Source organism: Nocardia sp. NPDC004260, from assembly GCF_053603155.1.
Map to the genome: position 1 here is coordinate 1 of NZ_JBSGEZ010000021.1, position 23,471 is coordinate 23,471.

Genomic DNA, 23,471 nt, shown 5'->3' on the forward strand with positions numbered 1-23,471 from the left:
GAGACGCAGCAGGTCCCGCGCGGTCAGCGACAGCGCAGCCGCGGCCTCCGGTGCGGCGGCGGGGTCGTTCCACACGATCGCCGCGCAGCCTTCCGATTTGTCGTCGCATTCAAGATGCAGCGCCGTCTCCGCGTGACCCCAAAGGGCAGAAGCCGATGGACGCCGCGTCGCCGAAGGTGGGCTGCACTCGTTCGCTCGGCCCTCACCCGCACCAATCGCTTGGGTATCGGCGGATCCAACATGCACGCACTAGGCCCCGTCGCCGCGACTGCCCCCACGAGCGGGTCAGGCGCGGGGGTGGGCCTGGTCGTGCACCTTCTTGAGGCGGTCGATGGAGACGTGGGTGTAGAGCTGGGTGGTGGCCATGCTTGCGTGTCCGAGGAGTTCCTGGACCACGCGCAGGTCGGCACCGCCCTCGAGAAGGTGGGTCGCCGCGGTGTGCCGCAGACCGTGCGGCGCCAGGTTCGGTGCGCCGGGGATGGCCGAGACCACCTCGTGCACAACGGTTCTGGCCTGGCGCTGATCCAACCGCCTGCCGCGGCGGCCGAGCAGCAGCGCTCGACCCGAGTCCGCGGTGGCGAAAGCGGGGCGTCCGTAGCGCAGCCAGTTGCCTACCGCCTCGTCGGCGGGCGTGCCGAACGGCGCCGAGCGCTCCTTGTTGCCTTTGCCGAGCACCCGCACCACGCGCCGCTCGCGGTCCATGTCTTCGATGTCCAGCCCGCACAACTCGCTGACCCGGATGCCGGTGGCGTACAGCAATTCCACGATCGCCCGATCGCGCAGCGCCATCGGATCGCGCTGCGCGGCACCGGATTCCGCCGCGTCCATGGCACCGAGCGCCTGTTGCCGCCCGAGTACGGCTGGCAGCACGCGATGCGCCTTCGGCGACCCCAAACGCAGTCCGGGGTCGACGGGCAGCCGACCGGTCCGGGTAAGCCACGCGGTGAACGTGCGCGCCGATGACGCCCGCCGGGCCACGGTCGTGCGCGCCGCACCCGCGGCGGCTTGCCGGGCCAGCCACGAACGCAGCAACATCAGGTCCAGTTCGCGAATCGCCGAATCCGCCGATCGCGCGTACAGATGCTCCAGCAGGGATCGCGCGTCCCCCAGATACGCGCGCACCGTGTGCTCCGAGCGGTTGCGCCCGAGCCGCAGATGCCTGCCGTACTCCGTCAGCAGCGCTTCGAGATCTTCGGGCAGTTCGTCCATGCCTCCACCGTCCCCACCCGTGGTCCGGATGGCAAGCGACCGCGCCGAACACGCTCATCGACCCCGTACCGTTCGGTGCCAACCGCTTTCGTCACTGGACACCAGACCCGCCAATTCGAGAGCGGACAAAGTCGCACGGACCACCGGAAGCGACAATCCGCACTGCCGGGCGACCTCCAGTGGCAGTCGCGAGCCGATTCTCGGCAGCGCGGCGAAGACCAGCGCGTCGTCTCCGGTCAGCTGATCCTCCGGATTGCCGCCCGCTGCCGTCGCGGGGATCGACAGCCGCAACGGTCCGGCCTCGTCGACGACTTCTTCGGCTCGGGTCACCAGCAGGGCTTCGCCGTCGCGGATCATGCGGTGACAGCCCACCGAAGCGGCCGAGGTCACCGGACCCGGCACGGCCAAGGCGGGACGACCCATCCGGCGTGCCCATTTGACGGTGTTGCGCGCGCCGCTGCGCAGGCCCGCCTCGACGACGAGCACGCCGTCGGCGAGAGCGGCGATCAAGCGGTTCCGGGCCAGGAACTGATGCTTCTGCGCGGTGACGCCGGGCGGGTATTCGCTGACGACCAAACCTGATTCGGCTATGTCGGCCAGCAGGCGTTCGTGCTGCACCGGGTAGGGCCGGTCGATGCCGCAGGCCAGCACGGCGATCGTGGGGCCTTCCACGGCCAGCGCTGCCCGGTGCGCCATGCCGTCGATACCGAACGCCGCTCCGGACACGATGGTCCACCCCTGCGCGGCGAGGTCGCCCGCGATCTCCCCCGTGACCCGGTTTCCGTAGCCGGTGCTGCACCGCGCCCCGACCACCGCCACCGCGCGTTCACTGGATTCCAGCAGCGAGCGCGGGCCACGTACCCACAACACGAGCGGTACCGCGCCGTCGCGATCCTTGCCCGGCTCGAGCTGGGCGAGACCGAGCATGCGCCAGGCAGGCCATTCCGGATCGTCCGGCGTCACCACGCGCCCGCCGATCCGCTCGATGATCTCGAGATCCCGCGCCGCGAGGTCGATGTCGCGCCGCTGCGCCGTGGGACCGCGGAGTGGTTCGGGCAACGCGCACTCCCGCACGGCACGGGCCGCCTCGACAACTCCGACCGACTCGATGAGCGCCGACAGCGGCGCACACGGCCCCTGAACCACCCGCGACAGATACACCCACGCGAGCCGCCGGTTGTCGCGTTCACCAGGCGGCGATCCGCCCGCGCGCACGGGCACGCCGACCACCGCGGGCACACCTATGGCCCCCGGCACGCTCGTCGCCACCGGCGGGTGGACAGCCGGGGCTACGTTCGCCGTAGCGGGCACGGCCGCGACCATAGTGGGAACCGCAGCCGCAGGCACCTGTACCACCGCAGGCGCGTCCGAGGCTCCGGACAGTTCCACTGTCCCGCCGACCCCTGCGATTCCGGAGCGGTTCCGGACCGCAGGCCGGGCCTTCACCGCAGGCAAGTCGCCGGCCCGAGGCATGTCCTGGGCGGCGAGCACATCGACGGCCGCAGGCGGGTCAGCCGGCGCGCCTGCGGGCGGCACCGTCGCGCTCATTGCGCACCCCGCTGACGGAAGTTCAACGCGGACAGTACGTCCTGCGCCGAGGGCAGCTCGCCGCCGCGCAGATCGCAGATGGTCCACGCGACGCGGATGGCCCGGTCGGCACCCCGCGCGGACATGCGGCCGAGACGCAACGCGGCCTCGACGGGAGCGATCGATTCGCGCGGCAACCGAAATCGTTGGCGCAGGATGTGGCCGGGAACCTCGGCGTTGGTGAGCCACCCGTATTCGCGCCACCGGGCGGCGGCGGCGCGCCGTGCGACAGCGACCCGGCCGCGGACCACCTCGCTGCTCTCGGCCGCATCGGTGCTGAACGCCGCGCCGGACTGCCCGTGCATCCGCACCCAGATGTCGATTCGGTCCATCAGCGGACCGGACAGTTTGCCGAGATAGCGGCGGCGAGCCAGCGGCGCGCAGATGCAGTCGACGTCGCGCGCCGGAGCACACGGGCACGGGTTGGCCGCCAGCACCAGCTGGAAGCGGGCCGGGTACCGCGCGACACCGTCGCGCCGGGCGATGCGCACTTCCCCTTCTTCCAACGGCGTTCGCATCGCTTCCAGCACTTTCGTGCCGAGCTCGGCACATTCGTCGAGGAACAGGACGCCACGGTGGGCTCGGCTGACCGCGCCCGGCCTGGCGGTCCCCGAGCCGCCGCCGATCATCGCGGTCACCGAGGTCGAGTGGTGCGGGGCGACGAACGGCGGCGCGGTGACCAACGGGTGATCGCCCGCGAGTGTGCCCGCCATGGAGTGGATGGCGGTGACCTCCAGCGCCTCGGTCTCCGTGAGCGGTGGCAGCAGCCCCGGAAGACGTTGGGCCAGCATGGTTTTGCCGATGCCGGGCGGCCCGGTGAGCAGCAGGTGGTGCCCGCCCGCCGCGGCCACCTCCAAAGCCCAGCGGGCTTCTTCCTGCCCCACCACCTCGCTCAGATCGCCGCCGTGGCGCACCGTGTCGGGCAGGTCGCCGTCCGGCTCGTCGAGCGCGCCTTCCCCCCGCAACCAGGCCACCACCGCACGCAAGCTGGCCGCCCCGAAGACCTCGATGCCCTCGACGAGCCCGGCCTCCGCCAGGGTCACCGCGGGCACCACGACGGTCGACCAGCCCGCCCTGCGCGCGGCGAGCACGGCGGGCAGGATGCCGCGCACTCGCCGCACCCGTCCGTCCAGCGCGAGTTCACCGAGCAGCACCGTCTTCGCGAGCCGTTCGGAGGGCACCGAGCCGGACGCGTCCAGCACGGCGATCGCGAGCGCCAGGTCGTACACGCTGCCCAGCTTCGGCAGTGTCGCGGGCGACAGCGCGAGAACCACCCGGCCATCGGGCCACTTCTCCCCCGAGTTCGCCACCGCGGAGCGGATCCGGTCACGGGACTCCTGCAACGCGGTGTCGGGAAGCCCGACCAGGTGGACCGATGGCAGGCCCTGTCCGATATCTGCCTCGATCTCGACGAGCAGACCGTCCACGCCGGTGACCGCGACCGAGTGCGCCCGCCCCAGCGCCATTCAGAACACCGCCTCGAGATGGTCGATGACCGGTGTACGCCCCCGCGCCACCAGCACCGACACCACGTCGAACCGGATGCGCCGCCACGGCCCCTCCTGCTCGGCCAGCCACAGCAGCGCCAGCCGCCGGATCCGCTGCCGCTTGGCGAAGGTGACCGACTCCGCGGGGGTGCCGTAGCCCAACCCGGAGCGGGTCTTGACCTCGACGAACGCGGTCACATCCCCGTCCCGGGCGATCAGATCGAGCTCGCCGTATCGGCACCGCCAGTTCCTGGCGACGATTTCCATCCCCGCGGCGCGCAGAAAGTCCGCCGCCAGTTCCTCCCCGTGCGCGCCGAGCGCCTGTTTGTCCGTCACCCGGCCAGCGTGCGCCGCAGCCGGATCAGGTCAGCGCGGCCGACCTGGGGAATCGGAAAACCTGTTGATAACCGAGTCGCTGTGCAGAGCGCCGGGCGGGCTCACTCGGGCAAGCGCAGGTCCGGCTTCTCCAGCTCCTCGATGTTGACGTCTTTGAAGGTGATGACCCGGACGTGCTTGACGAAGCGGGCCGGGCGGTACATGTCCCAGACCCACGCGTCGCTCATCCGCACCTCGAAGTACACCTCGCCGTCCGCGTTCTGCGGCCGCAGCTCCACGGAGTTGGCCAGGTAGAAGCGGCGCTCGGTCTCCACCACGTACGAAAACTGACCGACGATGTCCTTGTACTCGCGATACAGCGAGAGCTCCATCTCGGTTTCGTACTTCTCGAGGTCCTCGGCACTCATCGGGTGGGACGTCCTCCTTCTCGCCGCATCGCGTCGTGTGGTCACATCATCGCGCATGCGCTGTGTCGGTAGCTACTCGGCCAGCCGTACGCCCGTTCGGAAACTGCTCCGACAGCGCCTCGTCCAAGCCCTCGGCCAGTACGGCGTCCGCGACATCGGCCGCCGCCGCGACCGGGCGCAACCCGGCGGCTTCGCGCACGTTGCGCCAGGAGCGCCGGTGCTCGCTGCTCGGGCCGAGACGTTGCAACGCGGCGGTGTGTTCGGGCGTGTTGTAGCCCTTGTGGGCGGCGAATCCGTAGCCGGGGAACCGCCCGTCCAGCTCGACCATGATCCGGTCCCTGGTGACCTTGGCCAGGATGCTGGCCGCCGCGATGCAGGCCGCCGCACCGTCGCCGCCGATCACCGGCAGCGAAGGCACCGGTATGCCGGGCACCCGGAACCCATCGGTCAGCACGTAGCCGGGAGTGCGCCCGAGCCCGGCCACGGCGCGGCGCATCCCCTCGATGTTGGCGACGTGGATGCCGATCGAGTCGATCTCCCAGGCCGGGATCACGACGACCTGATAAGCGAGTGCCAGACGGACGATCACCGGGTACAGCTCTTCGCGAGTGGCCTCGGTGAGCTTCTTGGAGTCGTCGAGGCCGGCCAGCCTGTCGTACGCCTTCGGAGCCAGCAGGCACGCCGCCACCACCAGTGGCCCCGCGCACGGGCCGCGCCCCGCCTCGTCGACACCGGCGACCGGCCCGAGACCACTGCGGATCAACGCCGCCTCGAGCGTGCGCAATCCTCCGGCCCTGCGCATCACCACACGCGGCGGCCAACCGTTACCCACCGGCACTCGACCTTGCCCCACCGTTCGATTATCCAGCGCCTCGCGTGATCAGTTCTGCTGGGGATTCTCCGAGTGCACCGGACCGATCCGTCCGGGCGGCCAGATCTTGAACACCGCCTTGCCGCGGACGTTCTCCACGGGGATGGTGCCCTGCAGTTCGTCGGTGATGTGGGCGCGGGAGTCGGCGGACTGGTTGCGGTTGTCGCCCATCACCCACAGATGCCCTTCGGGCACCTTCACGGGCTTGAACTCGCGGCCGCCGGACGCGTTGTAGGGCTGGCCGGGCACGTACGGGGCGAGGTAACGGGCGTACGGCTCGTCCAGCGGCTTGCCGTCCACGATGACCCGCCCCTGTGGGTCGCAGCACTCCACGGTCTGGCCGCCGACCGCGATGACGCGCTTCACCAGATCGTTCTCGTCCGGCGGCACCAAGCCGAAGAAGGAGAAGAAGTTCTGCACGCCACGGACCGCGGGATTGTCCGAGCGGATCGACTGATAGCGGGTGTTCCACGACGGCGGGCCGACGAACACGACCACGTCGCCCGGTTGCGGGTCACCCCAGTAGTAGCTCAGCTTCTGCACGTAGATGCGGTCACCGGTGCATCCGGCGCATCCGTGCAACGTGGTTTCCATCGACTCCGAGGGAATCACGTACGGCCGACCGACAAAGGTAACCATCAGCGCGGCGATCACCGCGGCGATCACGATGAGGATCGGCAATTCCTGCCAGAACGGCCGCTGCTTCTTCTTCGATCGCCGCTTGGCGCGACCCGCCCGCGTACTCTCGTCGCCCGATTCGGACACCGATACCGACCCACTTTCGTCTGCCACGCCGAACAGATTAGCCCGGCAGCGAAACCGAGGTCCGATGCCGGGCTGAGGAAGATCTGTTGTGCCGAAAAGCTAACTCAGCGCTTTTCCTTGATCTTGGCGGCCTTGCCACGCAGGTCGCGCAGGTAGTACAGCTTGGCGCGGCGTACATCACCGCGGGTCACGACATCGATGTGGTCGATGTTCGGGCTGTGCACCGGGAAGGTGCGCTCGACGCCGACACCGAACGACACCTTGCGGACGGTGAAGGTCTCGCGGATGCCACCACCCTGGCGACGGATCACGACGCCCTTGAAGACCTGGATGCGCTCCTTCGAGCCTTCGATGACCTTCACGTGCACGTTCAGCGTGTCGCCCGGCCGGAACTCGGGGACGTCGCTGCGCAGCGACTTCTCGTCGACGAAGTCAAGGGTGTTCATTTCCATCCTTATGGTTTCGCGCGAACAGAGGACCCTGGCGGCACTGAGCGTGCTCGGCCGGTTCATGCTCCGATCAGTGGGATGCGCCGGGTCGACAACCACCCAGGGCAACCTGAGCATTGTGCCAGATCGGCGCGGCGTGGAAGAAATCGACCCTGGTGACGGCGAGTCGGCGGTCTCTTCAGGTTACGCCCGAGGCGGTGCGATCGGTTCACGACTCCGGCGGGAGTATGGGCGAGGCGAACACTTCTTCGAGCGGAATCGGGCCGGTGTAGCGGCGGCAGTTGCAACCGACCCACTCACGCAGGCCGTGGATGCCTTTGCGGGAGATCTCGGCGTGACAAGCGCCCGAGGAGCGGTCGTGCAGTGCCAGGTCGTGACCACAACCGCAGCGCGCCCGAAGCTCCTTCCCCGCCCGGCCTCGCCGAGGCGCGAATCGACCACATACCCAACCGACACCGACGAGGCCGGCGCCGACCGCAAGGCTGAGCGGATCCAACATGAACGCAGTATACGTATACGCATAGCCACCGTCGATCGAAAAATGGCCTGCGACAGAACGATTTACGGGTTACGCGACACAGAGGATCCCGGCAAGCACGCGACCCCGATCATCCCCCGCCGCGCACGGCACGTTGCCCGACCGACCCCTCCGCTGAGCGTTCGTCAGCGGTTCTGTTCGCCGGAGATCGCGTCCTGGGCGGGCGGCGGGCCGGGCGTACGCGGCGAGCCGTGGTCGGAGTGCCAGAACGAATGGTCGCGGTGCGGAGCGGGCGGGGCTGGCACGACCGTGCGGGTGAGTTCCGCCTCCGCCGCCGTGCGGACATGCTCGACGTCCGGTTTTCCGGCGACCAGATCCTGCACGAAGATCTTGGCGCGGATGACCGGGCGACGGTATCGCCGTTCCCGGACGATGGCCCGGTACCTCAGGCGCCTGCGGTCGCCGTAACGCCAGCGCGCCCAGGGCGCGCCGGGCCGGCTCAGCCGCAGCGCACCGACGACCAGCAACGGCAGGAAGAACATGCCGAACAGGCCGGTCCAGATCTTCCCCTTGGCGATCACGATCGCGGCGAGAGCCAGGTTGACCACGGCGAACGCCACGACGAAGGCGCGGACTTCGAGGCTCGGATCGTGCCGGAAGTCGTTGATGTCCAGCAGCCACAGCGGGTGGAAGCCCAGCAGCAGCAGTCCCGTCACGGCGAGCGCGACGAACACCGCGTCCACCGATGTGCGCCCCTGCTCCTCCCAGTACACGTCGCGCAGATAGAAGATCAGCGCGAATTCGTCGAGCACCAGAGCGGCGCCCACGCCGAAGAGCGCGGCGAGGACGCTGGCCGTGGCGGCGTCGGCGCTCTCGTACTGGGAGACCATGCCGATGCCGGAGGAGAGCAGCAGGATCACCCCGAACACCATGTGGTGGATGTGCGTGTCACCGGCCCGTAGGTTGCCCGGCCACCAGCGCACGCGCGCGCGGATCAGCCGGACGCTGAGGCGGATGAACAGGAATCCGACGATGAATCCGAGCAGGAAGCACAGCAACGGCAGCCGCCCTTGGGCGATCACGTCTTCGTGGAGCCACCGTCGCATGGCCTCTACTTTCTCCTGCGGACCGGGCTACTGGCCGAAACCCGCCCTGCGCAAGGCGTCCGCCATCGCGCCGCTAGGTGCCGGCGCGTTCCTGCGCTGGTTGCCGCCACGCCCCTGTCCTTGATTGCGGTTCTGGCCCTGCTGCCTGTTCTGACCATTCTGCCGCTGCCGCTGATCGCCTCCACCGGATCGGCCGCCGCCTTGACCGCGCTGCCGGTTGTCGCCGCCCTTGGCGGGCGTGCCGGGTTCGTCGTCCAGGCGCAGGGACAGACCGATGCGCTGGCGCGCGACGTCCACCTCGAGCACCTTCACCTTCACGACGTCGCCGGACTTGACCACTTCGCGCGGATCCTTGACGAAGTTGTGCGACATGGCCGAGACGTGCACCAAGCCGTCCTGGTGCACACCCACGTCGACGAACGCGCCGAAGGCGGCCACGTTCGTCACCACGCCCTCGAGCACCATGCCCGGCTTCAGGTCGGCGACCTTCTCCACACCCGCGGCGAACTCAGCGGTCTTGAATTCCGGACGCGGGTCGCGCCCCGGCTTCTCCAACTCGGCGATGATGTCGGTGACGGTCGGGACACCGAAGCGTTCGTCGGTGAAATCGCCCGCGCGCAGCGAGCGCAGCGCCGTGGTGTTGCCGATGATCTCCGCGATGCCGCGCCCCGTCGATTCGAGGATGCGCCGCACCACCGGATACGCCTCAGGGTGCACCGCGGAGGTGTCCAGCGGATCGTCGCCGCCGCGAATGCGCAGGAAGCCCGCGCACTGTTCGAACGCCTTCGGGCCCAGCCGCGGGACGTCGAGCAGCGCGGTCCTGCTGCGGAAGGGGCCGTTCTGATCCCGGTGCGCCACGATGCTCTCCGCCACCGACCCGGCGATGCCGGAGACCCGCGACAGCAGCGGCACCGAGGCGGTGTTCACGTCGACGCCGACCGCGTTCACCGCGTCCTCGACCACCGCGCCCAGCGAACGGGCCAGCAGCGATTCGGACACGTCGTGCTGGTACTGGCCGACGCCGATGGACTTCGGATCGATCTTCACCAGCTCGGCCAGCGGGTCCTGCAGCCGGCGCGCGATCGACACCGCGCCGCGCAGCGACACGTCCAGCTCGGGCAGCTCCTGCGAGGCGTAGGCCGAGGCGGAGTACACGGAAGCGCCCGCCTCGGAGACCACGATCTTGGTGGGCTTGTTCTCCGGGATGCGCGAGATCAGTTCGGCGGCGAGGGCGTCGGTCTCGCGCGAGGCGGTGCCGTTGCCGATGGCGATGAGTTCCACGCCGAATCGGGCCACCAGCGCGCCGAGCACCGCGAGCGACTTCTCGGTCTGGCCCTGCGGTTTGTGCGGGTAGATCACCTCGGTGGCGACCACCTTGCCGGTGGCGTCGACCACCGCCACTTTCACGCCGGTGCGGTAGCCAGGGTCCAGACCCATCGTCGTGCGGGTGCCCGCGGGGGCGGCGAGCAGTAGATCGCGCAGATTCGCGGCGAACACGTCCACCGCGTCCTTCTCCGCCGCCTGCCGCAACCGCATCCTGGTGTCGATGCCGAGGCTGACCTGCAGCTTGGTCCGCCAAGCCCAGCGCACCGTGTCCAGCAGCCAGGAGTCGGCGGGGCGGCCCCGGTCGGCGATGCCGAAGCGAGTGGCGATACGACCCTCGTAGACGGTGCGCTCGCCCGGCTGCGGCTCCTCGGTGTCCGGTTCGAGGTGCAGGGTGAGCACCTCCTCCTTCTCGCCGCGCAGCAGCGCCAGGATGCGGTGGGAGGGCAGTTTGTCGAACGGCTCGCTGAACTCGAAATAGTCGGCGAACTTCGCGCTCGCCTCCTCCTTGCCCGCGCGCACGGTCGAGGTGACCTGCCCGCGGTTCCACATCAGTTCACGCAACTCGCCGACCAGATCGGCGTCCTCGGCGAAACGTTCGACCAGGATGGCGCGCGCGCCGTCGAGTTGCTCGGCGGTGTACTGCGCCGGGTCGGTGTTCGGATCCTCGATCAGGGCGTCGGCCACCGGCTCGTGCCCGGCCTCACGCGCGATCTGCGCCTTGGTGCGCCGCTTCGGCTTGTACGGCAGGTAGATGTCCTCGAGCCGGGCCTTGGTCTCGGCGAGCAGGAGCTGCCGATGCAGAGCGTCGTCGAGTTTGCCCTGGCCCCGGATCGATTCGATGATCGCGGCCCTGCGCTCGTCGAGTTCGCGCAGGTAGTGCAGACGCTCGTCGAGCACGCGCAGCTGCGCGTCGTCCAGGCCGCCGGTGACCTCCTTGCGGTACCGGGCGATGAACGGCACCGTCGAGCCCGCGTCGAGCAGCTCGACGGCGGCGCGCACCTGGGTCTCGCGCACCGCGAGTTCCTCGGCGATACGACGGTTCACGCTGGCTGGGCCCGCGGTGTCGGAGCGTGGCACGGCGGGTGTGGACTCTGCACTGGCAGTCTCGGGCGCTGTCGTCACGTCGGAGACACTACCGCCGCCGCCTGACACGCGGTCCCCACCCAGGTGAACCTCCCTCGTGTCAGCTGTCGTCCAGGCCGAGCAGCCGCCGCGACAGTTCCCGCATCTGCGCCTTGCGGATCTTGCCGGTGACCGTCATCGGGAATTCCTCGACCACATGCACGTAGCGGGGAATCTTGAAGTGCGCCAGCTTGCCGGTGGCGAAGTCACGCACGGCCGTGGCGTCCAATGGCGTTGCGCCCTCGCGCATCCGGATCCAGGCCATCAGTTCTTCGCCGTACTTCGGATCCGGCACACCGATCACCTGCGCGTCCAGGATGTCGGGATGGGTGTAGAGGAATTCCTCGATCTCCCGCGGGTAGACGTTCTCGCCACCCCGGATGATCATGTCCTTGATCCGGCCGGTGACGGCCACATAGCCCTCGTCGTCCATCACGCCGATGTCGCCGGTGTGCATCCAACGGGCGGCGTCGATGGCCTCGGCGGTCTTGTCCGGCTCGTCCCAGTACCCGAGCATCACCGAATAGCCTCTGGTGCACAGCTCGCCGGGTTCGCCGCGCGGCACCGTGAGACCCGTTGCGGGATCGACGATCTTGACCTCCAGGTGCGGCCCGACCCGGCCGACGGTGGCGGTGCGCCGTTCGATGCCGTCGTCGCGCCGGGTCTGGGTGCTGACCGGAGACGTCTCCGTCATGCCGTAGCAGATGCAGACCTCGCGCATGCCCATCCGGTCGATCACCCGCTTCATCACCTCGACCGGGCACGGCGAGCCCGCCATGATCCCGGTGCGCAGCGTGGACAGGTCCGCGGCGGCCGAGTCCAGCGCGGCGAGCATGTCGATGAACATCGTCGGCACACCGTAGAGGGAGGTACAGCGCTCGGCTTCGACCGCCGCCAGGGCCGCTGTCGGATCGAACGACGGCGACGGAATCACGATAGCCGCACCGTGGCTGGTGCTCGCCAGATTGCCCATCACCATGCCGAAACAGTGGTAGAACGGCACCGGGACGCAGATCCGGTCCTGCTCGGTGTATCCGCACAGTTCCCCGACGAAATAGCCGTTGTTCAGGATGTTGTGGTGACTGAGCGTGGCGCCCTTCGGGAAACCGGTTGTGCCCGAGGTGTACTGGATGTTGATCGGGTCGTCGGCGGAAAGCCGCGCGCCCAGTTCGACGAGCCGATCGGTGTCGATCTCGGTGCCCGACAGCGCCTCCCACTCCGGTGTGCCCAGCACGAGCACCTGCGTCAGCGCCGGGCAGTTCGGCCGGACCTGCTCGATCATCGCCACGTAGTCCGACGACTTGAACCGCTCGGCCGTGATGAGCATTCGCACGCCCGCCTGGCACAGCACGTACTCCAGTTCACTGGTGCGGTACGCCGGATTGATGTTGACCAGGATCGCGCCGATTTTCGCCGTGGCGTACTGCACCAGAAACCATTCCGCGCGGTTCGGCGCCCAGATGCCGACCCGGTCGCCCTTGCCGATGCCCCGTGCGGCGAGGCCGCAGGCCAGGGCGTCGACCGCGGCGCCGAGAGCGCGATAGGTCCAGCGCTGTCCGCTCGGCAGGTCCACCAGGGCCTCCCGGTCCGGGAACGCCGACACCGCGCGATCGAGATTGCCGCCGATGGTGTCGCCGAGCAGCGGGACGTCCGACACGCCCGAGGCGTAGCTGGGCAGGGGCGCCGTGGCCGAAGTCATCGGGCACCGCCCTGCCGCAGCACGAACCGCTGCACCTTGCCGCTGGGCGTCTTCGGCAGACTCGCCACGAAGTGGACCCTGCGCGGGTAGGCATGCGCCGCGAACTTTCGCTTCACCAGGCTCTGTAGCTCGGCTTCCAACTCGGCACCGCCGACAGCGCCGTCTCGCAGCACGACGAACGCCTCGAGCACTTCGCCGCGCAGTTCGTCCGGCATGCCGACCACCGCCGCCTCCGCCACCTGCTCGTGCAGCACCAGAACGCTCTCCACCTCGAACGGGCCGATGCGGTAGCCGGCCATGATGATCACGTCGTCGTCGCGGGAGGAGAAGCGGAAGAAGCCGTCCGCGTCCTGCGAGCCCGCGTCGCCGGTCAGATACCAGCGGCCGTCGGCGGTGTAGCGCTGCGCGGTGCGGTCCGGAGCGTCGAGGTAGCCGAGGAACCACAGCAGCGGACTGCGTTCCGTGTCGATCGCGACCCGGCCCAATTCGCCGGTGGGAGCGATCGTGTCGGCGTCGTCGGAGAGCACGGCGCAGGTCCAGCCGGGCAGCGAGCGACCCATCGATCCGGCCGGGGTCTCGGTGTCCAGGTCTTCGTGCCAGGCGTTGCAGATAACCATGCCGTGCTCGGTCTGGCCGTAGTGGTCGCGCACCGGGACGCCGAGGTACTCGACGGACCACGCGACCACTTCAGGGGTCAGCGGTTCTCCCGCCGAAGAGGCACGGCGCAATCGGGAATGCACGGGCGGCGTGGCACCGTCGGCGCGCAACGCTCGATATACCGTCGGGGCGGCGGCGAAGTTGGTGACGCCGAACGTCTCCAGCACCTGCCAGGTCAGCGGTGCCGAGAAGCCCGCGTGCAGCAGGATGCTGCGGATGCCGGTGGCCAGCGGGCCGAGGATGGCGTAGTAGAGCCCGTAGGCCCAGCCCGGATCGGCGGCGTTCCAAAAGACGTCGTCGGGGCGGACGTCCAGCGCGAACTCCTGGTACGCGTGGAAGGAGGCGAGCGCGCGCAGCGGGATCGGGACGCCCTTGGGCGTGCCCGTGGTGCCGCTGGTGAACAGTTGGACGAGCAGTCCGTCACCGCCGACCGCGATCGGCTGAGCCTGCGGAGAGGTGGCCGTATGAGCGTGGAGCAACTCGTCCATCCGCAGCGCCCCTTCGGGCGCCTCCGCTCCGGTGACGATCAGCCGCCAGGACGGGTCGTCTGGCAGATCGGGTCCCGGCGCCAGCTTCGGCGCCTGGTCGGCATCTGCGATGACGACCGAGGCGCGACTGGCGTTCAACCGCAGGGCGATCGCGGGCGGAGCGAAGGCGGTGAACAGCGGAACGTGCACCGCACCCCGGCGCCAGATCCCGAGCAGAGCGACCACCAGGTCCGCGGATTTCGCCATCAGCGTGGCGACCCGGTGGCCCGGTTCGACGCCGAGTCCGGCGAGTGCGTCGGCGAAGCGGGCGGAGCGTTCGCGCAGTTCGCCGTAGGTGAGGTCGGTCGAGGACAGGTCTGCCTCGACGATCGTGAAGGCGACCCGGTCGGCCGGGTGCCGATCACACAGCAGGTCCGCCGCCGACGCGTCGGCGCGGTCGTAACAGTCCAGCAGTTCGCGCACCCGCTGATTCAGATCGGTGCCCATCTTCAGTTCTCCTCGTTCTGTGATCCAGCTCAACCCGGGTGTGCAATAGGATGTGGGTCACATCCCGCTGCCCACTACCCCCGAAAAGGGGTGAGTCTCGTGACCCACACCGCCCTGCTGCGTCCGCGCGACAGCGACGCGCTGCGCGCCGAGATCCGCTGGGTGGCGAGCGCGGCGGGCGTGCCGGTGGCGTTCGGCGGCGAGGTGCACGGGGACGCGCTGCTGCTGTCGGAGTTCGTCGGCACGCTGACCAACGGCCTGCGCGGTCTGGCCGTCGTGCGGGCTTCCGGGCTGGGCGGACGGGTGATGGATTCCGGGCGGCCCGCCGCGGTCTCCGACTATCGCCGCGCCTCCTCGATCACCCACGACTACGACGGGCCGGTCTCCGGCGAGGGCATCCGCTCCGTGCTCGCCGTGCCCGTGGTGGTGGACCAGCGCTCCCGCGCGGTGCTCTACGCCGCGACGCGCGGCGCGAGTGCGCTGGGCGACCGCACCGCGGATCTGGTCGTGCAGGCCGGGCGCCGCCTGGCCACCGAGATCGCCGTTCGCGACGAGGTCGACCGTCGGCTGCGCATGCTGGAGGTCACCGCGCCGTCGGCGGCCACAGCACCGGCGATCACGGAGGAACTCCGCGACATCCACGCCGAACTGCGCGGCATGGCGCGCACGACCGAGGACGATCGGCTGCGCGGACGCCTGCACGCGGTATGCGAGCGCCTCACCCGGGTCATGACCGGTGAGCCGCGGCCGGACGGCCCGAAACTGTCCCGCCGAGAACTCGACGTGCTGACCCAGATCGCCTTGGGCTGCACCAACCAGGAAGCGGCGCAACGACTCTCACTCGGCCCGGAGACCGTGAAGAGCTATCTTCGCAACGCGATGGTCAAACTCGACGCCCACTCCCGGCACGAGGCGGTGGTGGCCGCCCGCCGCCATGGTCTGCTGCCCTGACGCGGCGAAGATTCCCGCTGGAGTTCACCGAGGGAAGGCCCGAGCACGGCCTGCGACGCCCGGCTGCTCGAGAATTCGGATTCACGTGGGTGAGGAGGTCGTCGACCAGGTCGGTGGGGTCGGCGTTGCCTTTCCATCGGCCGCGAGGTGACCCGCCGCGGCGAGGTCGGCGGCACCGTGCGCGACCTCGCGAAGGGTCACCGCCTCGACGCCGCCCGCGTCGAGCAGCCGGATCGCGGAATCGAGCAGCGCGGAGTGGGTGTCTGGCATTCACTCGGCGTAGTGCGCGGCGCACACGCTCCCACGCACGGTTCCGCGCGGCGCACCCTCTGGCAAGAAGCAGACTGATCCCCGGCCGTCCGGACTGCGCGGCCGGGCTGCGCACACACTCGGGGCGCTTGCGCGGGCGTGGGTCTATCGCTCGGGGCCGGCCGTGTCGTGGTCCGCGAGCAGGTCCGGACGACGCTCGCGGGTCCGCGCGAGAGATTGCTCGCGCCGCCAGGCCGCCACCTTCGCGTGGTCGCCGGACAGCAGGACCGGCGGGACGTCCAACCCGCGCCAGGAGACCGGACGGGTGTAGCTGGGACCTTCGAGCAACCCGTCGGAGAACGAATCCTCTTGATGTGACTGCTGATTGCCGAGGACACCGGGCAACAGCCGGACCACGGCCTCGGTCATCACCAGCACGGCCGCCTCGCCGCCGATCAACACGTAGTCGCCGATGCTGACCTCTTGCACCCGGACGCGACGGGCGGCGTCATCGAAGACGCGCTGGTCGATGCCCTCATAGCGCCCGCAGGCGAAGACGATATGCCGCTCGGCGGCCCAGCTGTGCGCCATGGCCTGCGTGAACGGCACCCCCGCGGGCGTGGGGACCACGAGCAGCGCGTCGTCGGGACACACCTCGTCGAGCGCGTCGCCCCACACGGTCGGTTTCATGACCATGCCGGGCCCACCCCCGTAGGGGGAATCGTCGACGGACTTGTGCACGTCATGCGTCCAACGGCGCAGGTCGTGCACCGTGAGCGAGATAAGTCCCTTGTCGATCGCCTTACCCAGCAGCGCCGTGCGCAACGGCTCCAGGTACTCGGGGAAGATCGTGACGACGTCGAGTTTCATGACTGTCTCCTAGCGCCGCCGGGCCGCACGTCGTCGGCCGGGGCGAGCGATGCGCGGCCGGACGCCCACCGTGTCATTCCGGGTCGAGCAAACCCTCGGGCGGATCGATCACGATCACGCCCTCGGCGAGGGACACCGTGGGCACGATGGCGGTGACGAACGGGATCAGGATCTCCCGCCCGTCGTCCGCGGCCCGCACCTCCAGCAACTCACCCGCCGCGGAATGCAGCACTTCGCGCACGGAGCCGACCACGGTGCCGTCGGTGAGCCGTACCTCCAACCCCTCCAGTTCGTGGTCGTAGTACTCGTCCGGATCCTCGGAAGGCGGAAGGTCGGCGCTGTCGACCACGAACAGCATGCCGCGCAGCGCGTCGGCAGCGGTGCGGTCGGTCACACCGGACAGGAACACCAGAAGCCGGCCCGAGTGCTCCCGGGCCGCCTCCACGGTGAACTCGCGAACCTCCGCCGCTCGCGGCAGCCGACCGCGCAACCTGACGCCCGGCGCGAAACGCGCCTCCGGCTCGTCGGTACGCACCTCGACGACGAGTTCGCCGCGCACGCCGTGCGACTTGGCGACCCGCCCGACGACGAGTTCCATCTACTGGTCGGTGTCGACCACGTCGACCCGGATGCCCCGGCCGCCGATGCCGGCGACGAGGGTGCGCAGCGCGGTCGCGGTACGTCCGCCGCGACCGATCACTTTGCCCAGGTCATCGGGGTGAACGTGCACCTCGACGGTGCGTCCCCTGCGGCCGGTGATCAGCTCGACGCGGACGTCATCGGGATTGGCGACGATACCGCGCACCACGTGCTCGACGGCATCGGCGACGACGGCGCTCACTGCTCCATCACCTCACGACGCAACTCACCCGTCGTCGGGGCCGGTCTGTGGACGGCTCGTGACGGGTATCGGATGGACGGGTATCGCCCGCTCATTACTCGCCGGCCTCGGCAGCCTCGGCGCCCTCCTCGGCGTCCTTCTTGCCCTTCTTCTTGGGGGTGACCGCCTCGGCGACCGGCTCGTTGTCGGCGGCGGCCAGCGCGGCGTTGAACAGGTCCAGCTTCGACGGCTTGGCCGGCTTGACCTTCAGGGTGCCCTCGGCGCCCTCGATGCCCTTGAACTTCTGCCAGTCGCCGGTGATCTTCAGCAGCTGGAGGACCGGCTCGGTCGGCTGCGCGCCGACACCCAGCCAGTACTGCGCGCGCTCGGAGTCGATCTCGATCAGCGAGGGCTCTTCCTTCGGGTGGTACTTGCCGATGGACTCGATGGCCCGGCCGTCACGGCGGGTGCGGGCGTCCGCGACGACGACGCGGTACTGCGGGTTGCGGATCTTGCCCAGGCGGGTGAGTTTGATGCGAACAGCCACTGCTGATCTGCCTTTCGTTGGTTGGTCACGACGCAATTCGGCGACCCGCATGGTCTGCGAGCCCGGTTTTGCGCTTTCGAGTGTGTGACCGCCGCGCGGTACGGAACCGGAGACGGGCTGACACTTGTCCGGAAGGACGGTGGTCCATTGTGCCAGACCGGACGATCCCGCCAGAAATCGCGTGCGTGTTCACACAACGATGCCCACCCGCCATAACCAGGCATGCGACTGTTCCGGCGCCGCCGCACACGACCCGCCAGCATCACCCGCGACCTCGCGAGCGAACTCGGCGAGGAGGCTGCCGTCGAGTACGTCGTACCCGGCGTGTTCCGGGTGCTGCGACTCGTCGCCGCGGGCGTCGCCCGCGCCATGGAGTGAGGCTCGGCGTTTCGATGCGGCTAGCCCCGGGCGGTGGCGGTGAGCGCACGGGTGGGGACCCAGGGGCCGCCCCACCACATCTGCCACCCCACGGAGCGCAGGGTGAGGGCGGTCGCGCCGTTCGCCGCCAGGACGGCGCGGTACGCGCGGGTGTCGCCGATATCGACGATGACCAGTTTGCCGCCGGGACGCAGCACGCGGCACGCCTCCCGGACCGCCGCGGCCCGGCCCTCGGCGGTCTTGATGTCGTGAATCGCCAAGCTGGAGACGACAACGTCGAACACGCCGTCCGGGAACGGCATGCGGGTCATGTCGCCGGTGCGCAGCTCGATCCGGTCGGCGACGTTCTCGGCGAGCGCGTTCCGCTCCGCGGTGGCCGGGGTGTTCTCGCAGTGGTCCGCGGAGCACCACAGATCCAGGCCGACCGCGCACCCGGCGGGCAAGCGGCGCGCGGCGGCCAGCAGCACCGCGCCGCGGCCGCACCCCATGTCGAGTAATCGTTCGTCGCCACGCAGTTCGAGGTCGTCGAGCAGGCGCGCCCAGACCCGGAACTTGCCCCGGCGGGTCGCGTGCAGGAACAGCCCGAACTGCGTGGCCAGCACGACGCCGATCAGCAGGAGCAGCAGGCTCGGGCGCAGTTGCTGGAACAGCGCCACCACCAGCGCGGCGGCAAGATACCCGACCGCGAGAACTCCCAGCAACAACAGCACCGACGGCGCGTCGACACCGTACGACGCGCGCCACGGAGGGGCTATCATGGCCCGATCATAACCAGCGCCAACGGTATTCGCGCCGGGTTCGCGCTCGTCAGCGCACCAACGGAGCGAAGGTACGCCCGGCGAGCTCGACCGCACCCGGCTCGTGCCCGTTGAACACCATATTGATGATGAGACCGTCGACGCCGTGGTCCAGAACGCGGGTCCGCAGCTGTTCGGCAACCTCGTCCGGTGTGCCGACGAACTGGCGGTCGGCCGGGCTCTGCGCGAGCTCGGCGTCCGACAGGGCCGACAGGTCGATACCCATGCGGCTCAAGTAGTCCCGCTGCTGCTTGCGCACGAGGTCACCGTCTTCGTCCATCATGACGAAGCACAGGTAGCTGGTCTCCAAGGTGCGCGGATCCCGGCCGACCTCCGCGCAACGCGCCCGCAGCGCCTCGATCTTGCGCGGCAGCTCGGACGCGTTGCAGATGATGTTGAGGTGGTCGGCGAAGCGGGCGGCCAGGCCGAAGGTCTTCTTCTCACCGCTACCGCCGAGCAGGATCGGCAGATCGTCGCGTACGCGCGGCTCGTTCATCGCGTTCTCGACCCGGTACCACTTGCCCTGGAAGGTGGGCCGCTCGCCGCGCAGCATCGGCTGGATGATGTGCAGCGCCTCGTCGAGCCGCTCGAAGCGGTCGGTGAAGGTGCCGAATTCGTAGCCAAGGGAGCGGTGCTCGAGTTCGAACCAGCCCGCGCCGATGCCGAGCACCGCGCGGCCACCGCTGACCACGTCCAGCGTGGTGACCGTCTTGGCGAGCATCGCCGGGTTGCGGTAGGTGTTGCCGGTGACCAACGCCGACAACTGGATTCGCTCCGTCGCCGTGGCCAGGCCGCCGAGCGCGGTGTAGGCCTCGAGCATCGGCTCGTCGGGCGTGCCGATGCCGGGCAACTGATAGAAGTGGTCCATGACGAAGGCCGTGTCGAAACCGGCGGCTTCGGCCTCTCGGGCCTGCGCGATCACCGTGGGGAACAGCTCGCGCACCGACTTGCCGTAGCTGAAGTTGGGCATCTGATATCCGAGGCGAATTGTCACGAAATCCGACCTTACGCCGTTTTCGGATACACGCGGGTGAGCCGCGGTGCCGAGTTATCTATGGCCGGTGACCGGACCGTGCCCGCCGTACACGCGCCCGCGCAGCACGACGGCGTACGGCGTGGCGAGCGTCTCGGGGTGGCTACGCGGATCCTCCGCGTAGACCACGAAATCCGCGGGAGCGCCGTCCTCGATGCCGGGTCGCCCGAGCCACTCGCGCGCTTGCCACGATGCCGCGCCGAGCGCGTCGTGCCGGGACAGGCCCGCGGCGCCGAGCGCGGCGATCTCGTCGGCGATACGCCCGTGGCGGATGGAGCCGCCCGCGTCCGTGCCCGCGAAGATCGGCACGCCCGCCTCGTGCGCGGCGGCGACCGTGCCGCGCACCCGCCGGTGTAGCTCGCGCATGTGCGCGGCGTAGACGGGGAATTTGCCCGCGCCGTCGGCGATACCGGGGAAGGTGTCGATATTGATCAGGGTGGGAACCAGCGCGGTGCCGTGCTCGACCATCATCTCGATGGTCTCGTCGGTCAGGCCGGTGCCGTGCTCCAGGCAGTCGATACCGGCGTTGATCAGCCCGGGTAGCGCGTCCTCGCCGAAGACGTGTGCGGTGACCCGCGCGCCGTTGGCGTGCGCGGCGTCGATGGCCTCCTTCAGGATGGCGTCGCTCCACAGCGGCCGCAGATCGCCAACGGAGCGGTCGATCCAGTCGCCGACGATCTTCACCCAGCCGTCGCCGAGGCGGGCCTGCTCGGCGACGATCTCCGGCAGGTCCCGTTCGTCGTCGAGCTCGATGCCCAGTTCGCGGATGTAGCGCTTCGGACGGGCGATGTGGCGGCCCGCGCGAATGATCCGCGGCAGGTCCTCGCGGTCGTCGACGAATCGGGTGTCGATGGGCGAGCCCGCGTCGCGCAGCAGCAGGGCGCCGGCGTCGCGCTCGGTCTCGGCCTGCGCGGTGGCGCCCGCGCGGTCCTCGTGGCCCCCGCCGTACCGGATGCCGACGTGGCAGTGCGCGTCGACCAATCCCGGCACGATCCACCCGGAGGCGCAGAGGGTTTCGGCTCCGGGCACCGGCTCGAACGACACCAGGCCGTCGCGCACCCAGAGGTCGCACACCTCGCCTTCGGGCAGAACCACACCGCGTAGGTGCACAGCAACCTCCTGGAACTCGTCCGCGGCCTCCAACCTACTGTCCGATTCCCGGATCGGGCATCCGCGCGAAGCACGGCCACGAGACAGCGAAGCCAGCCGCCGCGTGGTCGCGTCATGGCGACCGAGCGGCGCGACACAGACGCCCGCCGCCAACGAACAGCGTGGTCGGCGGGAGTGTCCTACTTCTTCGGGAACTTCAACTTGCTGAGATCGAAGCCCTCCAAGCCGGGCGGCAATTGGTCCAGACCGGCAGGCATGTCGGACAGGTCGGGCATTCCCGCGGGCAGGCCGGGCATGCCGCCCATCCCCGGGAAACCGCCGCGCACCTTCGGCGGCGTCGGGCCACGCCCGCCCTTCTTGCCTTTCTTGCCCTTCTTCGCGTTGCCGCGGCGAGCGCCGGGCAACCCCATCTGGCGGCCCATCATCGTCATCATCTTCTTGGCATCGAAGAAGCGGTCGACGAGCTGGTTGACCTCGGAGACCTGGACCCCGGAGCCGTTGGCGATGCGCAGCCGGCGCGAGGCGTTGATGATCTTCGGGTTCGCCCGTTCGGCCGGGGTCATACCGCGGATGATCGCCTGCACCCGGTCGAGCTGCTTGTCGTCGACCTGGGCGAGCATGTCCTTCATCTGGCCCGCGCCCGGCAGCATGCCGAGCAGATTCCCGATCGGGCCCATCTTGCGGATGGCCAGCATCTGGTCGAGGAAGTCCTCGAGGGTGAGTTCGCCGCTGCCGATCTTGCGGGCGGCCTCCTCGGCCTGCTTGGCGTCGTAGACCTGCTCGGCCTGCTCGATCAGGGTGAGCACGTCGCCCATGCCGAGGATGCGGCTGGCCATGCGATCGGGGTGGAAGACGTCGAAGTCCTCGAGCTTCTCACCGGTCGAGGCGAACAGGATCGGTACGCCGGTGACCTCACGGACGCTCAGCGCCGCACCACCGCGGGCGTCGCCGTCGAGCTTGGTGAGCACCACGCCGGTGAAGCCGACGCCGTCACGGAACGCCTCGGCGGTGTTGACCGCGTCCTGGCCGATCATGGCGTCCAGCACGAACAGTGTCTCGTCCGGTTGCACGGCGTCGCGGATGCCCGCGGCCTGGCGCATGAGCTCTTCATCGATGCCGAGACGGCCCGCGGTGTCGACGATGACGACGTCGTACTGCTTCTGCCGCGCCTCTTCGACACCCCCGCGCGCCACGTTCACCGGATCGGCGGCGGAGATGCCCAGCGGGTTATCACCGCCACCGATCGAGGTGCCGGGGTGCGGCGCGTAGACGGGCACGCCCGCGCGCTCGCCGACGACTTGCAGCTGGGTGACGGCGCCGGGGCGCTGCAGGTCGCACGCCACCAGCAGCGGCTGGTGGCCCTGCCCCTTCAGCAGTTTCGCCAGCTTGCCCGCGAGCGTGGTCTTACCGGAACCCTGCAGACCGGCCAGCATGACCACCGTCGGCGGGTTCTTGGCCAGGTGCAGCCGCCTGGTCTCGCCGCCGAGGATGCCGATGAGCTCCTCGTTGACGATCTTCACGACCTGCTGGGCCGGGTTCAGCGCCGCGGAGACCTCCGCGCCCTTGGCGCGCTCCTTGATCCGCCCGATGAATCCGCGCACCACGGGCAGCGCGACGTCGGCCTCCAACAAGGCCAGGCGGATCTCGCGGCAGGTGGCGTCGATGTCGGCCGGTGACAGACGCCCCTTACCGCGCAGATCCTTGAGGGCACCGGTAAGCCGGTCGGACAGGGATTCGAACACCGATCGCGCTCCTGATCTCGGGGGACGTCACATTCTCTCCCAGGGTAATGGGATCGCCCGCGTGTTCGCGCAGGCGGTGCGTCCTTCCCCGGCGCGGCGGGCTCGCTAGTCGAGCACGCGACGGCGCGGCCTGGCCGTTTTGCGGTAGTCGTGGTTCTCCTCGGCCACCATGAAGACCGCCTCGTTGGCGGTCAGGCCCAGCTCGAGGGCCAGGCCGTCGAGAACGGCCCACTCGGCCCTGCTCGGGATGGGCGAGGTGGCGACCGTGGAGGCGATCGTCATCGCGGTAACCGCCTGTCGCCCGGTCAATGTGCGACCAGGAAGCCAGGAGACCACCCACCGGTCGCCGCCGACGCAGCGCGCCATGTGCGCGGTCTCGTCACTCGTCATCGTGGATGCCGAAACGACTTCAATTGCCATCGACCTGCTCCCCTCGTGCTCGCGATAGCCGGACGCTCTAGATCGTAGGGTCAGGCCACGAGCCGGGAGTTGGGATGTAGC

Annotated in this window: 26 protein-coding genes; 2 read left to right on the forward strand and 24 right to left on the reverse strand. The window is 69.5% G+C overall.

Annotated elements, in window-relative coordinates:
• From ACWEO7_RS14670 to ACWEO7_RS14735, 14 genes are all read right to left on the reverse strand, one after another.
• A partial coding sequence (locus ACWEO7_RS14670; RefSeq protein WP_452423681.1) for a hypothetical protein occupies nucleotides 1-246 on the reverse strand: 246 nt, incomplete at its 3' end.
• A 39-nt stretch (nucleotides 247-285) separates the two neighbouring features.
• The gene (locus ACWEO7_RS14675; protein ID WP_452423683.1) at nucleotides 286-1,209 is read right to left on the reverse strand and encodes a tyrosine recombinase XerC; all 924 of its coding nucleotides are present in this window, start codon (nucleotides 1,207-1,209) and stop codon (nucleotides 286-288) included.
• Nucleotides 1,210-1,263: 54 nt separating this feature from the next.
• Nucleotides 1,264-2,430, reverse strand: coding sequence for a DNA-processing protein DprA (gene dprA, locus ACWEO7_RS14680; protein ID WP_452423775.1), 1,167 nt, complete (start codon nucleotides 2,428-2,430; stop codon nucleotides 1,264-1,266).
• Between the two features lie 323 nt (nucleotides 2,431-2,753).
• A complete protein-coding gene (locus ACWEO7_RS14685) occupies nucleotides 2,754-4,262 on the reverse strand; it encodes a YifB family Mg chelatase-like AAA ATPase (protein WP_452423685.1) in 1,509 nt (502 codons plus the stop codon).
• Nucleotides 4,263-4,619, reverse strand: a complete 357-nt coding sequence (locus ACWEO7_RS14690; RefSeq protein ID WP_364427202.1) for a YraN family protein — start codon at nucleotides 4,617-4,619, stop codon at nucleotides 4,263-4,265.
• A 101-nt stretch (nucleotides 4,620-4,720) separates the two neighbouring features.
• Entirely contained in the window at nucleotides 4,721-5,026 is a 306-nt protein-coding gene (locus ACWEO7_RS14695) for a DUF2469 domain-containing protein (protein ID WP_011210678.1), read from the reverse strand.
• A 46-nt stretch (nucleotides 5,027-5,072) separates the two neighbouring features.
• Complete coding sequence (locus ACWEO7_RS14700) at nucleotides 5,073-5,858, reverse strand: ribonuclease HII (protein ID WP_452423777.1); 786 nt, start codon at nucleotides 5,856-5,858, stop codon at nucleotides 5,073-5,075.
• Nucleotides 5,859-5,906: 48 nt separating this feature from the next.
• Entirely contained in the window at nucleotides 5,907-6,689 is a 783-nt protein-coding gene (gene lepB, locus ACWEO7_RS14705; protein ID WP_355069897.1) for a signal peptidase I, read from the reverse strand.
• Between the two features lie 77 nt (nucleotides 6,690-6,766).
• On the reverse strand, nucleotides 6,767-7,108 hold the full coding sequence (gene rplS / locus ACWEO7_RS14710; RefSeq protein WP_014352079.1) for a 50S ribosomal protein L19: 342 nt from the start codon (nucleotides 7,106-7,108) through the stop codon (nucleotides 6,767-6,769).
• A 211-nt stretch (nucleotides 7,109-7,319) separates the two neighbouring features.
• Nucleotides 7,320-7,610 (reverse strand): hypothetical protein, encoded by a 291-nt coding sequence (locus tag ACWEO7_RS14715; protein WP_452423686.1) that lies wholly within the window; start codon nucleotides 7,608-7,610, stop codon nucleotides 7,320-7,322.
• Nucleotides 7,611-7,774: 164 nt separating this feature from the next.
• Entirely contained in the window at nucleotides 7,775-8,695 is a 921-nt protein-coding gene (locus ACWEO7_RS14720; protein ID WP_379251472.1) for a hypothetical protein, read from the reverse strand.
• Between the two features lie 27 nt (nucleotides 8,696-8,722).
• Complete coding sequence (locus ACWEO7_RS14725) at nucleotides 8,723-11,098, reverse strand: Tex family protein (protein ID WP_452423778.1); 2,376 nt, start codon at nucleotides 11,096-11,098, stop codon at nucleotides 8,723-8,725.
• Between the two features lie 106 nt (nucleotides 11,099-11,204).
• Nucleotides 11,205-12,842: an AMP-binding protein gene (locus ACWEO7_RS14730; RefSeq protein ID WP_452423687.1), complete on the reverse strand. Its 1,638-nt coding sequence runs from the start codon at nucleotides 12,840-12,842 to the stop codon at nucleotides 11,205-11,207.
• Nucleotides 12,839-14,473 carry an AMP-binding protein gene (locus tag ACWEO7_RS14735; protein ID WP_356961298.1) on the reverse strand — a complete coding sequence of 545 codons (1,635 nt, stop codon included), beginning with the start codon at nucleotides 14,471-14,473 and terminating at the stop codon, nucleotides 12,839-12,841. Before ACWEO7_RS14735 ends, ACWEO7_RS14730 begins: the two co-directional genes overlap by 4 nt.
• 99 nt (nucleotides 14,474-14,572) lie before the next feature.
• Here ACWEO7_RS14735 and ACWEO7_RS14740 point away from each other — a divergent pair, with 99 nt between their 5' ends.
• Nucleotides 14,573-15,424, forward strand: coding sequence for a LuxR C-terminal-related transcriptional regulator (locus tag ACWEO7_RS14740; RefSeq protein ID WP_452423689.1), 852 nt, complete (start codon nucleotides 14,573-14,575; stop codon nucleotides 15,422-15,424).
• An 81-nt stretch (nucleotides 15,425-15,505) separates the two neighbouring features.
• On the opposite strand, the gene ACWEO7_RS14745 is transcribed toward ACWEO7_RS14740, so the two are convergent.
• From ACWEO7_RS14745 to rpsP, 5 genes are all read right to left on the reverse strand, one after another.
• A complete protein-coding gene (locus ACWEO7_RS14745) occupies nucleotides 15,506-15,694 on the reverse strand; it encodes a hypothetical protein (protein WP_452423690.1) in 189 nt (62 codons plus the stop codon).
• Nucleotides 15,695-15,838: 144 nt separating this feature from the next.
• Nucleotides 15,839-16,543, reverse strand: a complete 705-nt coding sequence (gene trmD, locus ACWEO7_RS14750) for a tRNA (guanosine(37)-N1)-methyltransferase TrmD (RefSeq protein ID WP_452423692.1) — start codon at nucleotides 16,541-16,543, stop codon at nucleotides 15,839-15,841.
• 73 nt (nucleotides 16,544-16,616) lie between these two features.
• Nucleotides 16,617-17,141, reverse strand: coding sequence for a ribosome maturation factor RimM (gene rimM / locus ACWEO7_RS14755; RefSeq protein ID WP_452423695.1), 525 nt, complete (start codon nucleotides 17,139-17,141; stop codon nucleotides 16,617-16,619).
• On the reverse strand, nucleotides 17,142-17,384 hold the full coding sequence (locus tag ACWEO7_RS14760; RefSeq protein WP_452423697.1) for an RNA-binding protein: 243 nt from the start codon (nucleotides 17,382-17,384) through the stop codon (nucleotides 17,142-17,144). It abuts the gene before it with no gap.
• Nucleotides 17,385-17,478: 94 nt separating this feature from the next.
• Nucleotides 17,479-17,910 carry a 30S ribosomal protein S16 gene (rpsP, locus tag ACWEO7_RS14765; protein WP_379251478.1) on the reverse strand — a complete coding sequence of 144 codons (432 nt, stop codon included), beginning with the start codon at nucleotides 17,908-17,910 and terminating at the stop codon, nucleotides 17,479-17,481.
• A 222-nt stretch (nucleotides 17,911-18,132) separates the two neighbouring features.
• Between rpsP and ACWEO7_RS14770 the strand changes: the two genes are divergently transcribed.
• Nucleotides 18,133-18,288: a hypothetical protein gene (locus ACWEO7_RS14770; RefSeq protein ID WP_452423698.1), complete on the forward strand. Its 156-nt coding sequence runs from the start codon at nucleotides 18,133-18,135 to the stop codon at nucleotides 18,286-18,288.
• Between the two features lie 20 nt (nucleotides 18,289-18,308).
• Here ACWEO7_RS14770 and ACWEO7_RS14775 read toward each other — a convergent pair whose 3' ends face one another.
• The 5 genes from ACWEO7_RS14775 to ACWEO7_RS14795 all read right to left on the reverse strand — a co-directional run bounded on the left by ACWEO7_RS14775 (nucleotide 18,309) and on the right by ACWEO7_RS14795 (nucleotide 23,390).
• Nucleotides 18,309-19,046, reverse strand: a complete 738-nt coding sequence (locus ACWEO7_RS14775; protein WP_452423700.1) for a class I SAM-dependent methyltransferase — start codon at nucleotides 19,044-19,046, stop codon at nucleotides 18,309-18,311.
• Between the two features lie 49 nt (nucleotides 19,047-19,095).
• Nucleotides 19,096-20,079, reverse strand: a complete 984-nt coding sequence (locus ACWEO7_RS14780) for an LLM class F420-dependent oxidoreductase (protein ID WP_355069879.1) — start codon at nucleotides 20,077-20,079, stop codon at nucleotides 19,096-19,098.
• Nucleotides 20,080-20,133: 54 nt separating this feature from the next.
• Nucleotides 20,134-21,228 (reverse strand): amidohydrolase family protein, encoded by a 1,095-nt coding sequence (locus ACWEO7_RS14785; RefSeq protein ID WP_452423702.1) that lies wholly within the window; start codon nucleotides 21,226-21,228, stop codon nucleotides 20,134-20,136.
• 179 nt (nucleotides 21,229-21,407) lie between these two features.
• The gene (gene ffh / locus ACWEO7_RS14790; protein ID WP_452423704.1) at nucleotides 21,408-22,970 is read right to left on the reverse strand and encodes a signal recognition particle protein; all 1,563 of its coding nucleotides are present in this window, start codon (nucleotides 22,968-22,970) and stop codon (nucleotides 21,408-21,410) included.
• Nucleotides 22,971-23,075: 105 nt separating this feature from the next.
• Nucleotides 23,076-23,390: a hypothetical protein gene (locus ACWEO7_RS14795; protein WP_355069876.1), complete on the reverse strand. Its 315-nt coding sequence runs from the start codon at nucleotides 23,388-23,390 to the stop codon at nucleotides 23,076-23,078.
• Nucleotides 23,391-23,471 lie beyond the last annotated feature (81 nt).